Genomic DNA, 19,596 nt, shown 5'->3' on the forward strand with positions numbered 1-19,596 from the left:
CAAAGACTCTCTACTCGACACGACATCAACTCGCAACGGAACCACCGAATGGCCAACTTCGGAAAATTCGCAAACTTGAGCCCCAATGGATGGGACGCAGCAACATTCACGCAGACCATCGGTCTGGGCAAGGAAGCGCACATCGGGCTCTGGGGTGGCGGCCCCTCCAATGTGGACCTCGAAGTGAAAGCCGCCGATCCGACCGTGTGCGTCGTGCACGAAGAACCGCGGCCGAAAGGCTGGGCGGGCTGGCGACATTTTCTGATCACCTCGCTGACCGACGGCAGCACGAAGATCAATGCCTTTCTCCCCGGCACAACCGCGGCGTGGGCAACGATGGACGTCAACGTCAGCGGAACCGCCGGCGCGCGACTGGTGTTTTTTCCCGGCGAACGACTGAGCGGCCACGTTACCGAAGGCACCATCTATGTCATCGGCGGTCACGGCGAACAGATGAAAGCCGCCGGTGGCCCGAACAGAACCGGCAGCGTGGCGCATCAGGGCGGCCATTCGTTCGAGCCCACGCCGGCAGGCCATTACGTGCTCGGTCCGCGCCAGCACGTCACCACCACCAGCTGGCCCTCGTCGGTGATTCCGTGGGGCGCGCCGCTGCGGCTCAACACCGCGAACGAGGTCGAATATCAGGATGCCGCAGGTCGCTGGCGACAGGCCAGCGGCAATGACGGCGAAGTGACGCGCGCGACTATTTCGTTCCTGCAACGCGGCAACGTCAGCTCGCCGATGTCGGTCATCCTCGCCAGCGTGCGCGAGATGTTCGTCGACCCCGCCACGGGCGCGCTGCTCGCCAGCACGTGGATGAAGAACGACTTCGGCGTGTGGGGCTGGAACCTGCGCAAGGGCGGTCAAGGCACGGCGTACTGGGTGCACACCACGCCCGCGACCGAAAACAATCCGGCACTCGCGCTCACCAATTCGCACGGCTGCATCCACCTCATTCCTTCGGAGCGCGAACGACTGGAGAAGGCCGGTTTCCTGAAAGAAGGCGTGCCGTTCGAGGTGCGTCCGTACACGGAAACAGGGCCGCCATGAAGACAGGATTCAACGTCGTGGTGCTGACGTGCCTGCTGGCCGTTTCCTCGCGTGCGGCGGCCACGGATTGCGCCGCCATCGAACGCCACGTGCGCGCCGTTGCGCAGACCTTGCCGTACGTGGCGGACCAGACCGGTGCGATCCAGGCACTCGGGCAATCAGCCGCGAACGCGCTGCATGATTGCAGTGATTCCGCGCCGCTCTGGTACACCGCCGCGCGCGCTGCCGAAGTGCTCGATGCAGCACAGCAACCCGCGGAACTCCGCGCACTCGGTGATCCCAAACAGATCGCACGCGATGGAGCGAGTCACGCGCCACGTTCGGCGCCGATCGCCACCGTGCTGGCGCGGCTCGATGCCTCCATGGCCTCGGCCCGACACGCTTACGATCTCGATCCGAACTATCGACCCGCGCAACGAGCTCTCGCGCTCGCGCTGGCGAAAAGTGGCGCCATCGATCAGGCGCAACGATTGCTGCCGGACCACCCATCGACGGGTGCGGATCGCATCGCCATCGCACGCATCCTCTTGATCGCAGGTCACGCATCCGATGCGGCAGCCGAGGCGAAAAAAGCACTGGATGCATCGACGATGGACACCGACGAGTGGGCACCGGGCGAAGAACTGCTGCGTGACGGTAATGAAGTCCATGGCTTCGCCCTGCTCGCCGAGGGCAAGCCACGCGAAGCGGATCGCGCGCTGCACATCGCCGCCATCCACGGCTCGCAAGCCGCACGGACGCATCGCGACGAAATGTGCGCCGCGGCGACGCCATCACAACGGAGGGACGACTCATGCCCAATACCCTGAGCGGCGCGGACCTGCGCCTGCAATGGTCCGATTTCCAGGCGCGCGCGCCGGCCAACCCCGGCAACCGCGTCGCCTTCACTTCGGCGAGTTTCAACCTCGGCAGCTTCAACATCGTTCCGGCATTCGCGGCCATCGGCATCCGCATGCCGAATGCGAGCAACGACCTCGGCTTCGTGATCGATCACCTGCGCGCGCAGGTCACGCTCGACCGCCACCGGATGTGGTCAGTAACGAGTGCGCAGACCGCCGATTTGCTGACTCACGAGCAAGGCCACTACGACATCGTGGCGCTGGTCGTCTCCGATCTTTTCATCGACCTCACCAACCTGCCGAACGTGATGACCACCACGCAGGCCGTGCAGACGTACGCCAACGGAAAGATCAGCGAAGCACAGCGACGCATCGGCGTGATGGAGAGCAATGGCGACGCCGATGGGCTCTACGATCGGCAGACCAACCACGGCCTCAACACCGGCGCGCAATCCGGCTGGAACCGCGCGTTCTCGCTGTCGCGACCACCGACCGGCATGCGCTTCGACCTCGCGCTGCAGGCGCAGGGCATTGCGGTCTGACTACTTGAACCGCAGTCCGGTTGTCGCGGGACGCGGATGATCCGGCGCGCCCTGCAGCTTGGCCATGTATTCGGTGAAGAAGGCGTTTGGCCATCCAAAGTCTTCGCGCGTGAGCTTCTTCGGATCATCCGGATCGAATGACTCGTGCAGGCGATGGTCGCCCGGGTCACTGGCCAGCAACATCGTCAGAACGTTCTGCTGGCGCCTTGGATCGTCGGTGGTAAAGCCGTCTGCGAGCAGGCCCAGCGGCCACACCATGCCCGGCGGTGTATGCGGGCTGCCCAGCCCGGCCGCGAACTTGCCCGAATAGAAATACGGATTCGCGCGCGACAACACGAAGCTTCGCGTATCGCGGTACACGGGATCGTCAGTACGCACATAACCGAAATACGGTGCCGCCAGCAGGTTCGGGATGTTCGCATCGTCCATCCGTTTCGCGTGCCCCAGCCCGTCCACTTCGTAGGCGTAGATGCGTTTGCCATCCGGCCCGGCGACGATGCCGTACTTCTGGATGCCGGCATGCACGGCCTGCCTCAATGCTTCAGCACGCGTCGCCATCGGCGCGTCGTGCCACACCGCCGCGATCTCCTTCATCGCGCTCAGCGCCTGCACCGCCATCATCTCGGCGGGGATCAGAAAATTGTAGGTACACAGATCGTCCGACGGACGGAAACCGGTCCAGATCATGCCGGTGCGGCCGACCGGATGCATGCCGGAATGCTCCGTCTTCGACGTGAACGTGTAACGGCTGCGACCTGCGTGGTCCTGCTCGGTTTCCATCGTGTCCAGCACGCGCCGGAACGCCGCGCGAACCTCGGGCGTGAACACCGACGCATCGCCGGTGACCTTGTAATACTTCCACGCCAGCAACACCGGATAGCACAGCGAATCGAGCTCGAACTTGCGCTCCCACACCGTGTAATTCTGGCGGAATGCGTTCGCATACGGATCAGCGAGCAGGTATTTCGCCTGCCGCTGGATCACCGCCTTGAACAGCGCGCGCACCTGTGGATCTTTCGCGTAGTCGAGATACGTCGCCTCCACCTGCACGGTGGAATCGCGCAACCATTCCGCCGGAATGTCACCCGTTTTCACGTACGCCGTACCGTCATCCGCCGCCACGATCTGCGTGCCGGTATTCAGCAACGCCGACCGCACCATCGCCTGCAACGCCGGATTCGCAGCATGGAAATTCTTCGACGCGGCGACGATCACGTCCGGCTGCGTGACAAGCGCTTTGGGCGGCTGCCTGCCTGCGACGGCGCCAGTAAGGCCAAGCAGAATGGCAGTGACGCACGACAGGAAACAGCGATGCATGTATTCAGCCTTTCAATGGAACATTGCGCGGTCGGGCGCATCCGCGAGGTTACAACACGACATGTGCGGCCATCCACGATGCCATCGCCATCCGTACTAGGCCCTTCGTGGAATAGAGCGCATCGCCACAGTGGTCGAGACTTCAAGGGACGGCGGATGACGCCGCGTCCAAGGCCTGGCGATGCTCGACGAACTGCTGCCGTATTACGAGAACGAGCTCACCAGCCTGCGCTCGCTGTCGATGGAGTTTGCCGCGCGCTATCCGAAGATCGCCGCGCGCCTCTCGCTCGGCGGCGATGTCTGCGAAGACCCGCATGTCGAGCGCCTGATCGAATCGTTCGCGTTCATCGCCTCGCGCATCCACAAGAAACTCGACGACGATTTTCCGCAGATCACCGAAGCGCTGCTGTCGGTGCTGTATCCGCACTACCTGCGGCCGGTGCCGTCGATGTCGATTGCGCAGCTCACGCCTGCGCCCGGCGCCGAACTCACTGCGATGCAGGCGATACCGCGTGGCACGCAACTGCTGACGCGTGCGATCCAGGGCATGCCGGTGCGCTATCGCACGGCGTATCCGGTGGACGTGTGGCCGCTGAAAATCGCCGATGCCTCGTTCGAATCGGTGGAACGTTCCGCCTTTGCCGTGCGCGGTGCCGATGTCGCGGCCAGCGTGCGCATTCGGCTGGAGGTGGTCGGCAAGGCGACCCTCGCCGCACTCGATCCGCGCCGGCTGCGCTTTTATATCGATGGGGAAAGCCCGCTCGCGCACGCGCTGCACGAATTGCTGCTCAACAGCGTCGAGTCGGTGAGCGTGGTGTCGCCCGAGGGTTCACCGGTGGTACCGCCGCAACGCCTGCCGACCGATTGCATCCAGGCCGTCGGCTTCGGCATCGACGAAGGCCTGCTCGATTACGACCCCCGTAGTTTTCTCGGTTACCGGCTGCTGCAGGAATATTTCACGTTGCCGGAAAAATTCCTGTTCATCGACATCGATGGTCTCGACCTGAAACGCTTCGGCGGCACGGTGGAACTGCGCATCGCGCTGCGATCGTTCGGTCGGCCGGAGCGGATCGCACGACTCGAGCAAGCGGTGAATCGCGACACGTTCCGGCTGAACTGCACGCCGATCGTCAACCTGTTCCAGCAACAGGCCGAGCCGATTCGCGTCACGCAGGAGTTGAGCCAGTATCCGGTGATCCCTGACGTGCGCCGGCCGCTGGGTCTGGAAGTCTATTCGGTCGATCGCGTGCAACGGCTCACGCGCAGCGGCGAATCCAGTGTCGGCACCGAATTTCTGCCGTTCTTCTCCACCCGGCATGGGCTCGGCGGCGACGACAGTGGCTGCTACTGGTATGCGCAGCGCCTGCCATCGGCCAAGCCCAACGACGATGGCACCGAAGTCTCCATCGCACTCGTCGACCGCCAGATGGATCCCCGCGTGCCCGCGGTGGAAACATTGTCCATCGCGCTCACCTGCACCAATCGCGACCTGCCCTCGCTGCTGCCGTTCGGTGGTGAGGAAAGCATGTTGCAAGTCGAGGAAGGCGGCGTGATCGCACGCGCACGTTTGCTCAAAAAGCCCACGCCGACCTGGCGTGCGCCGATGCGCAAGGCCAATCACTGGCGGCTGATTTCGCACCTGTCGCTCAATCATCTGTCGATCGTCGAAGGTGGGCGCGATGCGTTGCTGGAAATACTCAGCCTGTACAACTTCGCCGACTCCGCCACGCTGCGCAAGCAGATCGCGGGCATCGTCGAGGTGCGCAGCCAACCATCGCTGAGTCGCGTCGGCAAGGCACCGCGGCAATCGTTCGTGCGCGGCACCGACATCGACATCACCTTCGACGAAGAGCAATACGTGGGCTCGGGCGCGTACCTGCTGGCGCGCGTGCTCGATCTCTTCTTCGGCCTGTACTGCACCGCCAACTCGTATACGCGACTCACCGCGCGCAGCGCGCAGCGCGAAGAACCGCTGGCGTCGTTCGCACCGCGCGCCGGCGCGCAGTCGCTGATCTGATGCGCCCGACACCATGAACATGGACGAGATCCAGGTCAGTACGGACATCGAACCATCGCCACCGCGATCGTCGCTGCCGCTGCTCGCCGGTGAGTTGACCGTGCCCGGCCTGCTGCCGCGCGCACCGCTGGAGGGTTTGCTGGCGGAGCCGGAGCGGTACGGATTTTTCCAGGCGGTGCGCCTGCTCTATCGCGCGCATGGCATGCCGCCGCGTGCCGGTGCCGCCGCGCCGCACGACACGCTGCGCTTCACCGTGCCCGCATCGCTGAATTTTCCGCCGTGCGAGCTCGACGCGCTGGGGCGCGACACGCAGGACGACGACGAGCAACCGCGCTACACGATGAGCGTCAACTTTCTCGGCCTCACCGGTCCTTCCGGCGTGCTGCCGCGGCATTACACCGAGTGGCTGATGACCCAGCAGAAATCGCGCGATCCTGCCGCGCGCGATTTCATGGATATCTTCAACCACCGCATGCTGAGCCTGTTCTGGCGCGCGTGGGCCAAGCATCGCAGCGAACTTGGCCAGGAAATCGCCGGTGAAAGCAGCGGCGTGTTGCGCCACGTCTACGACCTGATCGGACTCGGCACGCCCGCGCTGCATGCATTGGTCGAACCGCGCAAACGTGGCGCCACGAAAACGGCGTTGCCTGCGGCTGCGCTTGGCTATTACAGCGGCCTCGTTGCACAACATCCGCACGGCGTCGGCACGCTGGCGCAAGTGGTTGGTGATGTGGTCGATGCGCCGGTGGAAGTGATCGGTTGCCACGGCACGTGGCAGAACATTCCTTCGCGCGACCGCACGCAGCTGGGCCGACGCAACCAGCGCTTCGGTGACGGCTGCGTGCTCGGCTCGCAGTTCTGGGATCGACAAACCACGGTACGCGTGCGCATCGGGCCGATGCGGCTGCGCAGTTTCGAAGCGCTGCTTCCATCGCGCGAATTGCTGGGCGCGGTGGTGGAATTGCTGCGTTTCCTCACCGGCCTGGCACTCGATCTGGACATCCAGTTGGTGCTGCAGGCCGAAGCCGTACCGCGCGCGCGCCTCGGTGGCGCGAAGCCGGCGCGACTGGGTTGGAACAGCTGGCTCGCCGGCCGGCGCAGCGACATGCCGGCGGATGAATGTCGTTTCGTGTTTACCGGTTTGACGTGACTAAGAGCCCATCTCCCGCTGGGAGAAGGGTGCGGATGAGGGTTCGGGCTGCGCAACGCGTTCGCGTTCGCAGCGCCCCTCGTCTGCCTTGCAGGCATCTTCTCTCCAATGTGGGGAGAAGAAAAAATCTGAAGGAGAGCAATCATGGCCATCAACTTGCGCGCGCTGGTCGCGCGACTTAACACCACCTGCCGCAGCGCGATGGAAGGCGCCGCCGGGTTGTGCCTTTCGCGCACGCACTATGACGTGGAGATCGAGCATCTGTTATTGAAATTGCTCGAGGTCGACAACAGCGACATCCGGCGCATCCTGCGTCAGTTCGACATCGCGCCGGAGCGATTCGAAAAGGAACTTGGCCAGATCCTCACTGGCTTCAAGACCGGCAACACGCGCACGCCGTCGCTGTCCGGGCATATACCGCAACTGCTCGAACAAGCGTGGACGTATGCGTCGATCGAGTTCGGCGAAACGCGTATCCGCAGCGGGCACCTCCTGGTCGCGCTGGTCGCGGTGCCGGAACTGCGTCGACTGGTGCCGGCGAAATCGCTGGCTGACATCAACGTCGAAACGCTGCAGAAGAATTTCCACGCGCTGGTCGAAGCATCGGCCGAAGCGCGCGAGGCACGCAGTTTCACCGATGGCGAAGGGACGCCGACGACCTCATCGGCCAGCGGCGCCGACAGCGGCAGCAAACCCAGCGCCACGCCGAACCTCGACAAGTTCTGCAGCAACCTCACCGCGCGTGCGCGCGAAGGCAAGCTCGATACCGTATTGGGCCGCGACGAGGAAATCCGCCAGATGGTGGACATCCTCACGCGTCGTCGGCAGAACAGCCCGATCCTCACCGGCGAACCCGGCGTCGGCAAGACCGCGGTGGTCGAAGGCCTCGCCGCCCGTATCGCCGCTGGCGACGTGCCGCCGATCCTGAAGAACGTGGAACTGCTCTCGCTCGACCTCGGCATGTTGCAGGCAGGCGCCAGCGTCAAAGGCGAATTCGAGGCACGACTGAAAGGCGTGATCGATGAAGTGAAGGCGAGCGCCAAGCCGATCATCATGTTCATCGACGAAGCGCACACGCTGATCGGTGCCGGCGGTGCGGCCGGCCAGAACGATGCGGCCAACCTGCTCAAGCCCGCGCTCGCGCGTGGCGAACTGCGCACCATCGCCGCGACGACATGGGGCGAGTACAAGAAATATTTCGAGAAGGACGCCGCCCTCACCCGCCGCTTCCAGGTGGTGAAGGTGGACGAGCCCGACGAAGCGCGCGCCGTGAGCATGTTGCGCGGCGTGGCCAAGGCGATGGCGAAACACCACAACGTGCGCGTGCTCGACGAAGCGGTGACCGAGGCAGTGAAACTTTCCGCGCGTTACATCGTCGGCCGCCAATTGCCCGACAAGGCGGTGAGCGTGCTCGACACCGCGTGCGCGCGCATCGGCATCGGCCTCAACTCGATTCCCGCGCCGGTGGAAGACAGCCGCAAGCGACTTGAAATTCTCGCTACCGAGCGCGAACAGCTGGCGAAGGAATCTTCCGGCGGCAGCGATCACGCCAAACGTCTCGAAGACATCGACAGCGAAACCGCCGAGTTGAAAATCTCGCTGGAAGCACTGGAAACGCGCTGGAAACAGGAGCTCGAACTCGTCGGCCAGATTCACGCCAAGCTCGACGAAGTCGAAGCACTGGCCGCCGATGCGCCCGAACGCGCCGGCCTGGTCGACGAGCTCAACACGCTGCGCGCGAATCTCAAATCGCTGCAGGGCCACGCACCGATGATCAACGCCTTGGTCGATGCCAACACCACCGCGCAGATCATCGCCGCGTGGACCGGCATCCCGCTGGGCAAGATGGTGGCCGACGAAATACAGAACATCCTCAAGCTGCGCGAGCAACTGGAGGAACGCGTCATCGGCCAGAGCCATGCGCTCGACGCCATCGCGCAACGCGTGCGCACCTCGCGCGCAAACCTGGAAGACCCGAACAAACCCAAGGGCGTGTTCCTGCTGGTCGGCACGTCCGGCGTGGGCAAGACCGAAACCGCGATCGCGCTGGCCGACATCCTCTACGGCGGCGAACGCAACATGATCACCATCAACATGAGCGAGTACCAGGAAGCGCACACCGTCTCCAGCCTCAAGGGCTCGCCGCCCGGCTATGTCGGCTACGGCGAAGGCGGCGTGCTCACCGAAGCGGTGCGTCGGCGTCCCTACTCCGTGGTGTTGCTGGACGAAATCGAGAAGGCGCATCCGGACGTGCTGGAGCTGTTTTTCCAGGTGTTCGACAAGGGCGTGATGGAAGATGGCGAAGGCCGCGAGATCGACTTCAAGAACGCGATCATCATCCTCACGTCCAACGCCGGCACCGAGCTGATCATGGATGCCTGCGCCGGCAAGGGCGAGCTGCCGACGGTCGACGCACTCAACGACATCCTGCGGCCCGAGCTGCAGGAGCATTTCAAACCCGCGTTCATCGGGCGCACCACGGTGATCCCGTTCTATCCGTTGCGCGACGAGAACATGAAGAAGATCGTGCGGCTGAAACTCAACAAGATCGTCAAGCGCATCGCCGCCAATCACGGCGCGCGTTTCAACTACGACGACAAACTCGTCGACACCATCGCCGCACGCTGCACGGAAGTCGACTCCGGCGCACGCAACATCGACAACATTCTCTCCGGCAGCCTGCTCCCGGAAGTCGCCGGCGAAGTGCTCGAACGCATGAGCCGCAGCGAACCGGTGCAGGCGATCAACGCGAGCGTCGGGGAAGATGGACGGTTTGCGTATGGCTTGTCGTGAGTTGGCTTATGGCCGGCCAATGGGTTGAACAAGACCCGACACTGGGTTTTCGCGAGCCGCCCACCCGATCCCCTGCTATCTGCCACACGGGAAAAGAAGAGTAGTTCGATCGACCTGGAGTTTCTCGAAGATACCCGTCTGATCTTTTGCCATCCCGGACATTTTTATGTATTACGCCGACCAGCCTTTCCACACGAAATACCACGCCAACGCTGGGGACACCGTGGCAGCCATGGCAACTCGCCGTGGTTTTCCCAATGCTGGACCACTCGTTGCGTATCCACCCAACCAAGCGCTTTTCTCGAGCAAATATGGATCGAATTACCTCAATCTCAGTCGGGAGTTCTCCCTTGCCCCAGGAGATGTCGTCTACCTTCCCTGGCGGGAAGATTCTCTACGCAATTTGGTAACCGCTTTTGAAATGCTTATCAAGAATATCAACAATGACAGCGAAAAAATGATCGCAGGATTGATGAAAAGCAAGGAAGAACTTGAGCACACCCTCACCATGCTGGATATTCTGTCCGTGGCCAGCGGGGCGACTGTCGCCACGTTTGGTGCAGCTGCCGCTTATCGCTCAGCCGAGCTCGTGGGAACCGAAGCCTGGTACGCCAAAGACATATTCAAGAACAAAATCGGCGATTTTATTCTTGGCAGATATCTTAACGTGGGCGGTGTAGCGGCGGTTGCGACGGATGCACCTTCGGCCAAGAGTAGAAGCTACGATTGGGTGCGGCTGTTAGTGCGGCACACGCTGAATGTCCCAAGCCCATCCTATTGGGTCGGATTCATAATGGCGGTTCAACAAGGGGACTATGATTTATGGTGGTCCGGCCCAGATCACGTTGTGGAAAACAAGCTGCGTGAAATCGCCAGGCGCGCCAAGCTGGAAATACAGGATTATCAAAAAGGCGTGTTTGCTGCGAAGAGACAGTTGGCGTTGCCGTTCTACCAGCACAGAATATAGCCAGGGCATGGGACGATTCGATCAAAAAATACCCGGCTACTTTCCTGCTGAAGGACGCTTGCTCCATTGAATCAGAAACGGACATCCATACATTCGCGAGCATCGAAAAAGGATCCAGCAAAAGCGTCAGAGACATCATCAACTTGCGGTGCCAGTCAAATATGTCTCTGACCATTTTTCTATCGCGGCCCATCACGGCGGCTTCAACTACGACGACAAACTCATTGACACCATTGCCGCACGCTGGGCCGAAGTCGATTCCGGCGCACACCACATTGACAACAGTCTCTCCGGCAGCCTGCTCCCGGAAGTCGCCGGCGAAGTGCTCGAACGCATGGGCCACAGCGAACCGGTGAAGGCGATCAACGCGAGCGTCGGGGAAAATGGAAAATTTGCGTATGCGCTGGAGCGCACGCGCGCCGCGGTTTCTGACAGCACATCATTGAAAGGGGGAATGCCATGTCACAACGATTGATCTGGATCGCGGCGATCTACCTGCTTGTGGGCGCCACGCTCGGCCTGTACATGGGGATGAACCAGAACTTCGCCCTGATGCCGGTGCACGCCCACGTGCTGGTCGCCGGCTGGCTCTCGCTGGCGATGGCCGGCGTCATCTACCGCGTCTATCCCGCCGCCAGCAACACCCGCCTCGCCCACGCACATTTCTGGTTGCACAACCTCGGCCTGCCCACCTTCATGCTCGGCCTCGCGGCCATGCTCACCGGTCACGATGTGCCCGCACTGTTGCCTGTGGGCGCGTTTGCGTTCGCCGCGGGCCTGGCGTGTTTCAGCTTGAATGTGTGGCGGCGTGTCAGGATCTGACTCGGCAAGTTGATGCCCGTCGCTCAACCGGGCGTCGACGCTTCAGGGTGAGCACGCGCATGCCGTTACACACATTTTTTCTTGCCGCGATGGTTCTCGCCACGAGCCCGCCGCTAGTCATCCGGAACGTTGGACAACCTCCCGCCGGTTGGTCCGTCATCTCGCCGCCCCAGAACGAAACCGAGTGGCACTGCGCCAACTATGCAAGGGAGGAGTGGACGGTGTCGGGTGACTCTGCGCAAAGCGCCAATATCGCGCCCCATGAAAACGGGAGTGAGATCAGGCTTGCGCTGCCCGATGGCCAGTTGGTGGGTATCAACGGCGGGGAATTCGGCGGGCGAATTGAATGGATAGGCCAAGACGGAGTCCGTCGCGTGGTGGTTCCCGACAAGAACCCTGTCGCTTTTACAACGCGTGGCAACGATATCTTTGTCGCGACGGGTTTGTTTCACATGGGTATTGATTCCGGGGAAATCATCAAGCTCCGCCGGACAGGCAGTGGCACATGGCAGGTATCAACGGTCATGAATCTCGACGAGGCTCCCGATGCCGGAGCTCGAATCGACGACGCCACATGGATGCTGCTCACCACGCATGGGTTGACCCAGGTCGACCTGATCGAACTCACAAAAGAGCCGATCTACCGCAACGAAAACTGGAAGCTGCTCTGGGCAAACTCCGTCCGTCCGTTAGGTGACTCATGGCTCGTGGGTGCACGGCGCGCAGTCATCGAAATCACACCGCGAGGCGGAACGTTCGAAGAGAAATGGTTGATTCCTGCCAGCTGCAGACGTTTAAAAACGTTCGAAAGTCCGGACTGCGAGTGCAGACCGTGAAAGACATCGCGGCGCCGTTCTTCCAATGCATCTTGCCGACTGTTTCGATCACGTAAACACTCGCGCGCATCGGATGCTACCGGCATCGCGGCTTTCAACGAAGCGACGCTTGGGATCTCCTCGACCGCACGGGAACGACGATCGGCGGTCGTGACGCGTGGCGGTTCTGCCGGTTCTACGGTCTTTGCGACACGACGTGCTAGTTTCCCTGCGATCTCGTTCTGCCGAGTCGCTTCGAAGAAAACGCGGTGACGAATGATGTGGAAGCCATGAGCAGCCTTTTCGAAATCGCCTTTGATCCACCACCGAAAGGCAGCCGCCGATCGGCGGAATTCGTCCACGCGCAATTGCGCGCCGCGATTCTGGATGGCCGTCTGGTTCGTGGATCGAAACTTCCGGGTGAGCGTCAGTCGGCGATCTTTTTCGGCGTATCGCGAAACACGGTGGCTCGTGCGTACGCGAAGTTGACGATCGAGGGATGGGTGGAGCCGCGACAAGGGTCGGGAACGTATGTGGCGGTGAAGCAGCGCCGCGCGCCACGCGAACGTTCGTCAATGCGGCACACGCCGGATCCGCGATTGAATGCGATGTGGTCGCGACCGGAGCTGCTTCGCACGCTCAACTTCTGGCACGACGCGCCGCGTGCAGAGACGCCGGCAAACGTGGCATCTCTCGACTTTCGCCCCGCGCTGGTCGATCCGCGATTGTTTCCGTTCGACATCTTTCGCCGCGTGAGTGCGGGGCAATTGCGGCGGATGGAATTGAAGCCGCCGGCGTTCAAGAGTGCGCAGGGCAATCAGGGACATTTTCCGTTGCGCGCCGCTGTCGCAACGCATATCGGTGTCTCGCGCGCGGTCGTGTGCGAACCCGACGACGTACTGGTGACCGCCGGCGCGCAGCAGGCATTCGACATTCTCGCGCGCGTGCTGGTGACGCCCGGCGTCACCACCGTCGCGATCGAGGACCCCGGTTATCCGCCGATGCGCGCGGCCTTTCTCGCAGCTGGTGCGAAGGTGGTGGCCATACCGGTTGATGAAGAAGGGCTCGTGGTCGATGCCTTGCCCGCATCGGTGCAGATCATATGCGTCTGCCCGTCACATCAGTTTCCGCTTGGCGTTTCGATGTCGTCGCAGCGGCGAAAAGCGCTGCTCGATTTTGCGCGCAAGCATGGCGCCGTCCTCGTCGAGGACGATTACGACGGCGAGTTTCGCTACGACGGCACACCCTTGCAGGCGCTGCGTTCCACCGCCACCGCGGACGACGTGTTCTACGTCGGCACGTTTTCCAAATGCATGCTGCCCGCGTTGCGGCTCGGTTTCGTGATCGCACCCGCGTGGGCCATGCCGACGCTGATTGCAGCGAAAAACTGCCTCGACTGGCATTGCCCGACGCTGACGCAGATGGCGGTGGCCCGATACATCTCCGACGGCCATCTGGCGCGGCACGTGCGCAAGCTGCGCGATGTCTACCGGAAACGCCGGGACCTCATCGTGGACGTGCTCCGCTCGGATTTCGCGGAAGAACTGTCACCCGTGCAATCGCATTACGGCATGCACGTGGCGGCGTTCTCCACACGACCGCGACCGCTCGAGCGCGTCACCGCGAAGGTGCTGGAATCGAACGTGCACCTGCATTCGTTCGAGCGCTATTTCTTCGGCGAGCCCACGTCGCAAGGCCTGGTATTCGGTTACGGCGCCGTCGATCTTGAAGGCATTGCGCAAGGCCTGAAGGCTTTGCGCCGCGCTTTCTAGTTTGTGCGCGAAGGGCATCAGGCCGCGCGAATGAACGTCAGTCACCAAGGCGCACGACCAAAGTGGCCCACCGTGAATTCACGCGACTGGCCCCGCTGGCATTGCGGGCTTTCCCTAAAGTCCCGTCATCGTTTATGACATGCGGAGAGCGCGATGATGTGGAAAGTGCTGTTACGTGGCGTCCTGGTGGTCGGTGTGTTCGCGTGCTCGTCCGTAAGCGCAAAGGCCGGGTCGCCTCCGAGCGGCGCGCATGATTTCGATTTCGCGCGCGGGGTCTGGCACACGCACGCCACGCAGGTGCTCGACCCCTTCGACGGTGGCACACACACGGTCGTCCTGGATGGCACCAAAACGGCGCGAGCCGTATGGAACGGACGCGCGTGGCTCGAGGAAATCGAAGCCGACGGCCCCAACGGACATTGGGAAGGCGCCACGCTCTTTGTCTACAACCCCAAGGCCGGCCAGTGGAGCCAGACCTACATCGACGGCGACTCCGGCGAATTCGAAGCCCCGACCATCGGCAGCTTCAAGAATGGACGCGGCGAGTTTTTCGGCACGACGACATACAAAAACCGCATGGTGATCGTCCGCGGCGTCTGGTCGGACATCACCGCCAACGGCCATCACTTCGAGATTTCTTATTCGCGGGACGGCGGGAAGACGTGGGTCAGCGCGTTCAGGGCGACGCTGACGCGGATGAAGTGATGGTGGTGTCGCGCGGTCGGTGGTTTGGTCGTCTCGATACTGGGCGGCTCGAGCCCTGCCCTGCGGGATATTTGCCGACTCGAAAAGACCCGGCCTTCAGTGAAAGAGCGTCACGCGCGACTCTCCGAAAGCCACGCACCGCACTAAAAGACCCACGTGTGGCTCTCTGAGAGCCACGCGCCGCCGACCAAGAGCCGGGGTCGGGTCTTTTGGAGCCAGATGCCGCCCAAAAAGACCTAGGCGTGGCTCTCGGAGAGCCACGCGCCACGCAAAAAGAGCCGCGGTTGACTCTGGGAGAGCCACGCGCCGCCGAAAAAGAGCCGGCGTCGGGTCTTTGAGAGTCACGGTTGGGTCTTTCAGAGCCACGCTTGGCACTCCGAGAGCCAACGCTGGCTCTTAAAGAGCCAAACACGACCGATCTATCCGCACGCCAACGAGGAAAACCACGGGCGGCGTCACGCGCCGTCCGTCCCCGGGTGTCGAGAAGAACGCCATGAACGGCATCGCTGCGACGGCTCCAACACCGACGAGCTGCTATTTCTTCATGATTCAAAGCCGCTACCGAACGCGCTTCCAGACGATGTCTTCGTTGTTGCGCCGGTCGTAGAGCGCATCCACTTTGCCTTGCGCGTCCCGGTGAAACAGGATGCGACCTTCCACGCCCTTGCGGAAAAAAAGGTCGCCCGATTCCGGCAGCAGCTTCGTCTTTGCGCCGGTACCTCGCTGCACGAAAAGGTCGTTGCCTTCGCGCAGCACGGAACGCTGGTTGCCGGGTGAAAGCTCGTACGTGCCCGTCATACCGTCGAACGCCGAAACATTCGTGGTTCCCAGCGCGGGATCCTCGTAGTAACGCATGGTCTGGCTCGCGGCAATCTGCCAGCGGCCCTGTCGATAGAGCCACGTATCCACCGTGTGATAGCGCGCGTGCAACGACTGGCCGAACACGGTTTCCGTTTCCTCGCACTCATAACCGACCATCGCCGCGCCAGGCGCGACGATGACGTGCGGATGCACCACCGTGAGATGCACGGCATACCCCGCGGGCAACGGCGTCGTATCCGCCAGCAGACTCTTCTTGTCCATCGAGCGACCCTTCTCGTCAAACACCATCGCGTCGCTGGCGAAATAGGCATCCCACGGCTTCGAATCACCCACGTTCGCCGCGTCATAAAGCTGCTGCGTGCGGCGCAGGAGTTCTGATTCGGTGATGGTGGATGTAGCTGACGGTGCGGCTCGCGCGAAAAGAGAGCCGTTCAGTGATGCGAGGATCAAAGCGATGAGGACAGATGTGCGGATCATGGCTACTTCTCCGAAGCGATCGAAGTCGGAATGACCGACCTACCAAGCCCCTGAAGATTAGCGAGCTGCCAACCTTGTCGGTACGTCCACTTTGCGAAAGTTTGGTAACGCCAATTGAGATGTCTCTGACGCTTTTGTCTTCTGACGAAGCCCATGCAGAGAAGTTTGATCATGCCTGCATCGCGCATCCGCCATGGCCTGCCAAACGCCACCTCGCGTCTCCGTCAGAAAGCGCACGCCGCCCTGTTTTCTGCTGTGTTTCAGCCTCAACGTGTGGCATCGGGTCGGAGCCGACCCGGCGAATGAGCATCGACAACGTCTCTGGCAGCACATGTGGCAAACAAGACGCGCCCAGACACTCCCATACGGTTTATTTCTCCGTTTTCGAGGCCATAAGACTTAGTGCCTCATTCAAGGAGATATGCAAAGCCATCCCCGCTTCACCGGGGCTTCCTGTGTCCGCGCCAAACGGTTCGCAGAGCACATTATTTGTTCGCTTGACGAAGAGATGGTGAAGAGCCGACCATCCGCGCATATGCCCTGATTCGGGGTCTAATAAGCGTTAGACAAAGGGGAATAACGTGCGTCACTTGAGCAAAATGATCGTCGCAGGTGCTGCCATCTATACCTTCGTTGCTTCAGCTGGAGAAGTAACCGTTACGAAAGAACTTCAGGCCGCGATGCAAGATATAGCCGTCCATTCTCAGGTCGTGATGGTTGACGGCTCGGGAGCCACTCCAAAGACGTTCCACGAAGACTCTGATCCCAAGACTCTTCAAATTGTCATGCTGGCTAAGCCCTCAGACGGAGCTTCTCAAGTTTCCAGCGATGGCGAGGTCATCTTTTTGCAAAAGGATACCTCCGAGAAGGAGCAGCAGTCCCTATTTGGGACAGCCTTTTATCTCAAAGCCAAGGCGCGAGAGGCTGCTTCACAACCGGCAGGCGCGCACAGCTCACCGTAGGCGTCTAACATTTCGTTCAACGCGGACGGCTTTGCCGCCGCTTAACTTCAGCGTTAGGCTTCATGAAACAACTTGCCAAGCTCATAGCCATCAGCACGCTTTGCCTAGTTGTATTTGTCTGGGGGCGTTACCTTTTCCTTGAGGCCCGTGCGGATTCGACGTACACGAACGCCAAGGTCGGGGACACAGAGAAGGCCATTGTCACCAAACTGGGTGTGCCAGACCAAGTGCTTCCATGCGGCAAGTATCTCTGGTGGAATGGAGATCAAGAAAATCCACCACTCAACATTGGCCAGTGCAAGAAATGGGTTCGGTACAATTTCTTCTTGCACGCTTTCGCATTCGTGTACTCGTCTGGTGGCACGCTGGTCTCAAGGTACGAGTACAGCTCGGAGTAGCTGTACAGCCTAACAATTCGTTCAAGGCGACGACTTTGCCGCCGCTTAACTCCAGCGTTGGGCCTTTGTGGAATGCATATGATGAAGCTACTGGCTTGCTTGCTGTTTCTGATTGCAACATCGACCACCCTCGCGAGTACGAACTGCACGGATCGACCAGAATGCTGGCCAGAGGGCAGTTCAATGAATACTGGGTTGCTTTTGGTGCAGAAACGACAAGCAACTGAAAAGCGTCTTGAAAAGAAATACGACAAGTTAGTGCTCCTAGCGGCGTCTGCGTCGATGCTAAGGCCTAGCGTCAATCAAGCACTCAAAGCAGAGCAAGTGGAGTGGCTCAAATATCGTGGAGCAGAGTGCACCCTCGTAGGCGCACTAACTGGTGCTGGTGGATCGTGGCCCTCTACGTATGCAGTGAGGTGCGAGGCGAATCTCACTGATCAACGTCTACGACAGGTACAGTCTGCTACCAGATGCCTCCAACGGGCCATCGCGAAAAATCAAGAGTTCGACGGAAGCAACTGTCTGCAACAGCTCGCACCTATTGCAAATCGCATGTAAGTAGGCCCAACCAATCATTCAAGCGGACGGCTCCGCCGCCGCTTAATTCAAGCGTTACGCGCCACACATGGCGTTACGGACGCACGGTACCGCTCAGAGTTTCAAAGACTGTAGGCCACCTTTATCCGGGTGAACACTTGTAGAATCGAAAACAAAATGGCGAAGTGACCCAATTAATGAATCCCCTGACAAAATCTCTCGTAGCGTTTGTAATTTTCATCCACTTAATGTTTTTCATGCTTGAGGCATTGTTTTGGATGAATCCTGTCGTCTACTCGATCCTGTTGAAATTTCTGGACAACCCGGTTGCGATCGACTACGCGACTCAGGCACTGACGCTCAAAGCTCTGTTTGTAAATCAAGGTTTTTATAATTTCTTCCTGTCTATTCTGGGACTAGTTGGCGCAGTTCTACTTAAAAAAAACGAAAGGCAGCAATCTGGCTACTTACTTATATTGGCGCTCTGCTTCTGCGGCGCAGGTGCAGGCATTGTCTTGGCATGCAGCACGAAGGCTTATCTTCTGGCGTTTTTCCAAGCCGTACCGGCTGGCATAGCCTTCTGGCGCGTATATCCTTTGTACAGCGCGTCAATCTCCTCTCGCTGAATCCCCGCACGCATCGGCATTGGTCGAGTGATGCCTTCGCATGCGCGCAACAGATGTCACAGTTAAAGCAGGGTGTGCATGGCTTTTGGATATCCAAGGGTCAAGTCACTCAAGAGGAGAAGACACGCGACATCGATAGCATTCTCAATCGGCGGTTGTAAGCGCCCAACCCGGCGTTCCATCGGATGGCTTCGCCACCCGGTGAATTTCAACGTTAGGCAGCAGGATTCATTGCGGCAATCGCTGGGGCCTGACTATTGCTTCAACGTGAACGACTGAGCCGCGGCCTGCCATTCTGATCCAGCGACTGCCACGCCCCGCCCTCGAACCACCCATGCTCTCCATCGGGCACCGCGCGGCATCCTGTGCAGACCTCCCATCCTTTGTCGGATTGGTAGTCGAGCATGCCATCGTATTTGAGTGGCACCACGAGTCGGCCGTGCGTATCGGCCAGCCCCCATTTTCCATCGCGTGTGACGCGGACCAAGCCGTAGTGAAAGTCGTTGGCGCCGTTGTCCATGACGGCGACGTGGGTGACGACGACGAGACCGTGGCGGTTGATGTAGGACCAGCCGGTGGGCAGGAAGGCGGCGATCAGGTGGTGACGGGTGCTGGCGAGAAGTGGTGGCAGGTAGGTCGCGATGACACGCTGCTGGCCGTGGCGGATCTCGAGTGCACAGGCGGGAACGGACGGCAGATCAGCATCGACCGCGCAGGCTTTTCGCGGTGCACCTTGCGCGATGGCAATCGTGGGCGACGCGAACAGGAACAGAAGTAGGCAAAGCGATGCGGTGATCCGGTGCATGCGTGTCCTTCCAGAAGAAAACCCAGCCTTGAGCGTAAAGCCCCAGTAGCGCGTCAAGAACTACCCCAAACCATCCCCTGCAGCAGGAGAGGGCGAAAATCATTTTGAAACCGGACGACGGCGGTCTCGACACAACCCCTCGGCCACACGGCCTACGCCATCCCGCGAATGGCTGCGGGG

18 protein-coding genes are annotated in these 19,596 nt (G+C 60.9%); 15 read left to right on the forward strand and 3 right to left on the reverse strand.

Annotated elements, in window-relative coordinates; translation table 11 throughout:
• Nucleotides 1–48 precede the first annotated feature (48 nt).
• From GSQ73_RS00125 to GSQ73_RS00135, 3 genes are read left to right on the forward strand one after another with little or no spacing between them, the layout of a single operon-like run.
• Nucleotides 49–1,050, forward strand: a complete 1,002-nt coding sequence (locus GSQ73_RS00125; protein ID WP_216844705.1) for a L,D-transpeptidase family protein — start codon at nt 49–51, stop codon at nt 1,048–1,050.
• Nucleotides 1,047–1,859, forward strand: a complete 813-nt coding sequence (locus tag GSQ73_RS00130) for a hypothetical protein (protein WP_158879646.1) — start codon at nt 1,047–1,049, stop codon at nt 1,857–1,859. Before GSQ73_RS00125 ends, GSQ73_RS00130 begins: the two co-directional genes overlap by 4 nt.
• Nucleotides 1,844–2,431, forward strand: coding sequence for a DUF922 domain-containing protein (locus tag GSQ73_RS00135; RefSeq protein ID WP_158879648.1), 588 nt, complete (start codon nt 1,844–1,846; stop codon nt 2,429–2,431). The genes GSQ73_RS00130 and GSQ73_RS00135 overlap by 16 nt, the downstream gene beginning before the upstream one ends.
• Here the strand turns inward: GSQ73_RS00135 and GSQ73_RS00140 are convergent, their stop codons facing one another.
• Nucleotides 2,432–3,748 carry a glycoside hydrolase family 125 protein gene (locus GSQ73_RS00140; protein ID WP_158879650.1) on the reverse strand — a complete coding sequence of 439 codons (1,317 nt, stop codon included), beginning with the start codon at nt 3,746–3,748 and terminating at the stop codon, nt 2,432–2,434.
• A 181-nt stretch (nt 3,749–3,929) separates the two neighbouring features.
• Between GSQ73_RS00140 and tssF the strand changes: the two genes are divergently transcribed.
• The 9 genes from tssF to GSQ73_RS00185 all read left to right on the forward strand — a co-directional run bounded on the left by tssF (nt 3,930) and on the right by GSQ73_RS00185 (nt 14,789).
• Nucleotides 3,930–5,765: a type VI secretion system baseplate subunit TssF gene (tssF, locus tag GSQ73_RS00145; RefSeq protein ID WP_158879652.1), complete on the forward strand. Its 1,836-nt coding sequence runs from the start codon at nt 3,930–3,932 to the stop codon at nt 5,763–5,765.
• 19 nt (nt 5,766–5,784) lie between these two features.
• Nucleotides 5,785–6,915, forward strand: a complete 1,131-nt coding sequence (gene tssG, locus GSQ73_RS00150) for a type VI secretion system baseplate subunit TssG (protein ID WP_158879654.1) — start codon at nt 5,785–5,787, stop codon at nt 6,913–6,915.
• A 144-nt stretch (nt 6,916–7,059) separates the two neighbouring features.
• Nucleotides 7,060–9,708 carry a type VI secretion system ATPase TssH gene (gene tssH / locus GSQ73_RS00155; RefSeq protein ID WP_216844706.1) on the forward strand — a complete coding sequence of 883 codons (2,649 nt, stop codon included), beginning with the start codon at nt 7,060–7,062 and terminating at the stop codon, nt 9,706–9,708.
• A 166-nt stretch (nt 9,709–9,874) separates the two neighbouring features.
• Complete coding sequence (locus tag GSQ73_RS00160; RefSeq protein WP_158879656.1) at nt 9,875–10,675, forward strand: hypothetical protein; 801 nt, start codon at nt 9,875–9,877, stop codon at nt 10,673–10,675.
• A gap of 148 nt (nt 10,676–10,823) precedes the next feature.
• Nucleotides 10,824–11,150: a hypothetical protein gene (locus GSQ73_RS00165; RefSeq protein WP_158879658.1), complete on the forward strand. Its 327-nt coding sequence runs from the start codon at nt 10,824–10,826 to the stop codon at nt 11,148–11,150.
• Nucleotides 11,135–11,497 (forward strand): cytochrome-c oxidase, encoded by a 363-nt coding sequence (locus GSQ73_RS00170; protein ID WP_158879660.1) that lies wholly within the window; start codon nt 11,135–11,137, stop codon nt 11,495–11,497. The genes GSQ73_RS00165 and GSQ73_RS00170 overlap by 16 nt, the downstream gene beginning before the upstream one ends.
• Before the next feature lie 221 nt (nt 11,498–11,718).
• A complete protein-coding gene (locus tag GSQ73_RS00175; protein WP_158879662.1) occupies nt 11,719–12,333 on the forward strand; it encodes a hypothetical protein in 615 nt (204 codons plus the stop codon).
• 269 nt (nt 12,334–12,602) lie between these two features.
• The gene (locus GSQ73_RS00180) at nt 12,603–14,084 is read left to right on the forward strand and encodes a PLP-dependent aminotransferase family protein (protein ID WP_158879664.1); all 1,482 of its coding nucleotides are present in this window, start codon (nt 12,603–12,605) and stop codon (nt 14,082–14,084) included.
• A gap of 153 nt (nt 14,085–14,237) precedes the next feature.
• Nucleotides 14,238–14,789 (forward strand): hypothetical protein, encoded by a 552-nt coding sequence (locus GSQ73_RS00185; RefSeq protein WP_158879666.1) that lies wholly within the window; start codon nt 14,238–14,240, stop codon nt 14,787–14,789.
• Nucleotides 14,790–15,347: 558 nt separating this feature from the next.
• Here GSQ73_RS00185 and GSQ73_RS00190 read toward each other — a convergent pair.
• The gene (locus GSQ73_RS00190) at nt 15,348–16,088 is read right to left on the reverse strand and encodes a DUF4440 domain-containing protein (protein WP_158879668.1); all 741 of its coding nucleotides are present in this window, start codon (nt 16,086–16,088) and stop codon (nt 15,348–15,350) included.
• A gap of 590 nt (nt 16,089–16,678) precedes the next feature.
• On the opposite strand from GSQ73_RS00190, the gene GSQ73_RS00195 reads away from it, so the two are divergent.
• The 3 genes from GSQ73_RS00195 to GSQ73_RS00205 all read left to right on the forward strand — a co-directional run bounded on the left by GSQ73_RS00195 (nt 16,679) and on the right by GSQ73_RS00205 (nt 18,611).
• Entirely contained in the window at nt 16,679–17,050 is a 372-nt protein-coding gene (locus GSQ73_RS00195) for a hypothetical protein (RefSeq protein WP_158879670.1), read from the forward strand.
• Nucleotides 17,051–17,285: 235 nt separating this feature from the next.
• Nucleotides 17,286–17,675 (forward strand): hypothetical protein, encoded by a 390-nt coding sequence (locus GSQ73_RS17960; RefSeq protein ID WP_254063224.1) that lies wholly within the window; start codon nt 17,286–17,288, stop codon nt 17,673–17,675.
• A 507-nt stretch (nt 17,676–18,182) separates the two neighbouring features.
• Nucleotides 18,183–18,611 carry a DUF1304 family protein gene (locus GSQ73_RS00205; RefSeq protein ID WP_158879674.1) on the forward strand — a complete coding sequence of 143 codons (429 nt, stop codon included), beginning with the start codon at nt 18,183–18,185 and terminating at the stop codon, nt 18,609–18,611.
• Nucleotides 18,612–18,873: 262 nt separating this feature from the next.
• Here GSQ73_RS00205 and GSQ73_RS00210 read toward each other — a convergent pair whose 3' ends face one another.
• Nucleotides 18,874–19,416 carry a WG repeat-containing protein gene (locus GSQ73_RS00210; RefSeq protein WP_158879676.1) on the reverse strand — a complete coding sequence of 181 codons (543 nt, stop codon included), beginning with the start codon at nt 19,414–19,416 and terminating at the stop codon, nt 18,874–18,876.
• Nucleotides 19,417–19,596 lie beyond the last annotated feature (180 nt).

The sequence above is a fragment of the Rhodanobacter sp. L36 genome, assembly GCF_009765755.1.
In the GTDB taxonomy this organism is placed as follows: domain Bacteria; phylum Pseudomonadota; class Gammaproteobacteria; order Xanthomonadales; family Rhodanobacteraceae; genus Rhodanobacter.

Bases quoted from the DNA above. Each gene is read 5' to 3' on its own strand.
- GSQ73_RS00125 (WP_216844705.1), top strand. From the start codon at position 49: ATGGCCAACTTCGGAAAATTCGCAAACTTGAGCCCCAATGGATGGGAC.
- GSQ73_RS00130 (WP_158879646.1), top strand. From the start codon at position 1,047: ATGAAGACAGGATTCAACGTCGTGGTGCTGACGTGCCTGCTGGCCGTT.
- GSQ73_RS00135 (WP_158879648.1), top strand. From the start codon at position 1,844: ATGCCCAATACCCTGAGCGGCGCGGACCTGCGCCTGCAATGGTCCGAT.
- GSQ73_RS00140 (WP_158879650.1), bottom strand. From the start codon at position 3,748: ATGCATCGCTGTTTCCTGTCGTGCGTCACTGCCATTCTGCTTGGCCTT.
- tssF (WP_158879652.1), top strand. From the start codon at position 3,930: ATGCTCGACGAACTGCTGCCGTATTACGAGAACGAGCTCACCAGCCTG.
- tssG (WP_158879654.1), top strand. From the start codon at position 5,785: ATGGACGAGATCCAGGTCAGTACGGACATCGAACCATCGCCACCGCGA.
- tssH (WP_216844706.1), top strand. From the start codon at position 7,060: ATGGCCATCAACTTGCGCGCGCTGGTCGCGCGACTTAACACCACCTGC.
- GSQ73_RS00160 (WP_158879656.1), top strand. From the start codon at position 9,875: ATGTATTACGCCGACCAGCCTTTCCACACGAAATACCACGCCAACGCT.
- GSQ73_RS00170 (WP_158879660.1), top strand. From the start codon at position 11,135: ATGTCACAACGATTGATCTGGATCGCGGCGATCTACCTGCTTGTGGGC.
- GSQ73_RS00180 (WP_158879664.1), top strand. From the start codon at position 12,603: ATGAGCAGCCTTTTCGAAATCGCCTTTGATCCACCACCGAAAGGCAGC.
- GSQ73_RS00185 (WP_158879666.1), top strand. From the start codon at position 14,238: ATGATGTGGAAAGTGCTGTTACGTGGCGTCCTGGTGGTCGGTGTGTTC.
- GSQ73_RS00190 (WP_158879668.1), bottom strand. From the start codon at position 16,088: ATGATCCGCACATCTGTCCTCATCGCTTTGATCCTCGCATCACTGAAC.
- GSQ73_RS17960 (WP_254063224.1), top strand. From the start codon at position 17,286: ATGCGGCAAGTATCTCTGGTGGAATGGAGATCAAGAAAATCCACCACT.
- GSQ73_RS00205 (WP_158879674.1), top strand. From the start codon at position 18,183: ATGAATCCCCTGACAAAATCTCTCGTAGCGTTTGTAATTTTCATCCAC.
- GSQ73_RS00210 (WP_158879676.1), bottom strand. From the start codon at position 19,416: ATGCACCGGATCACCGCATCGCTTTGCCTACTTCTGTTCCTGTTCGCG.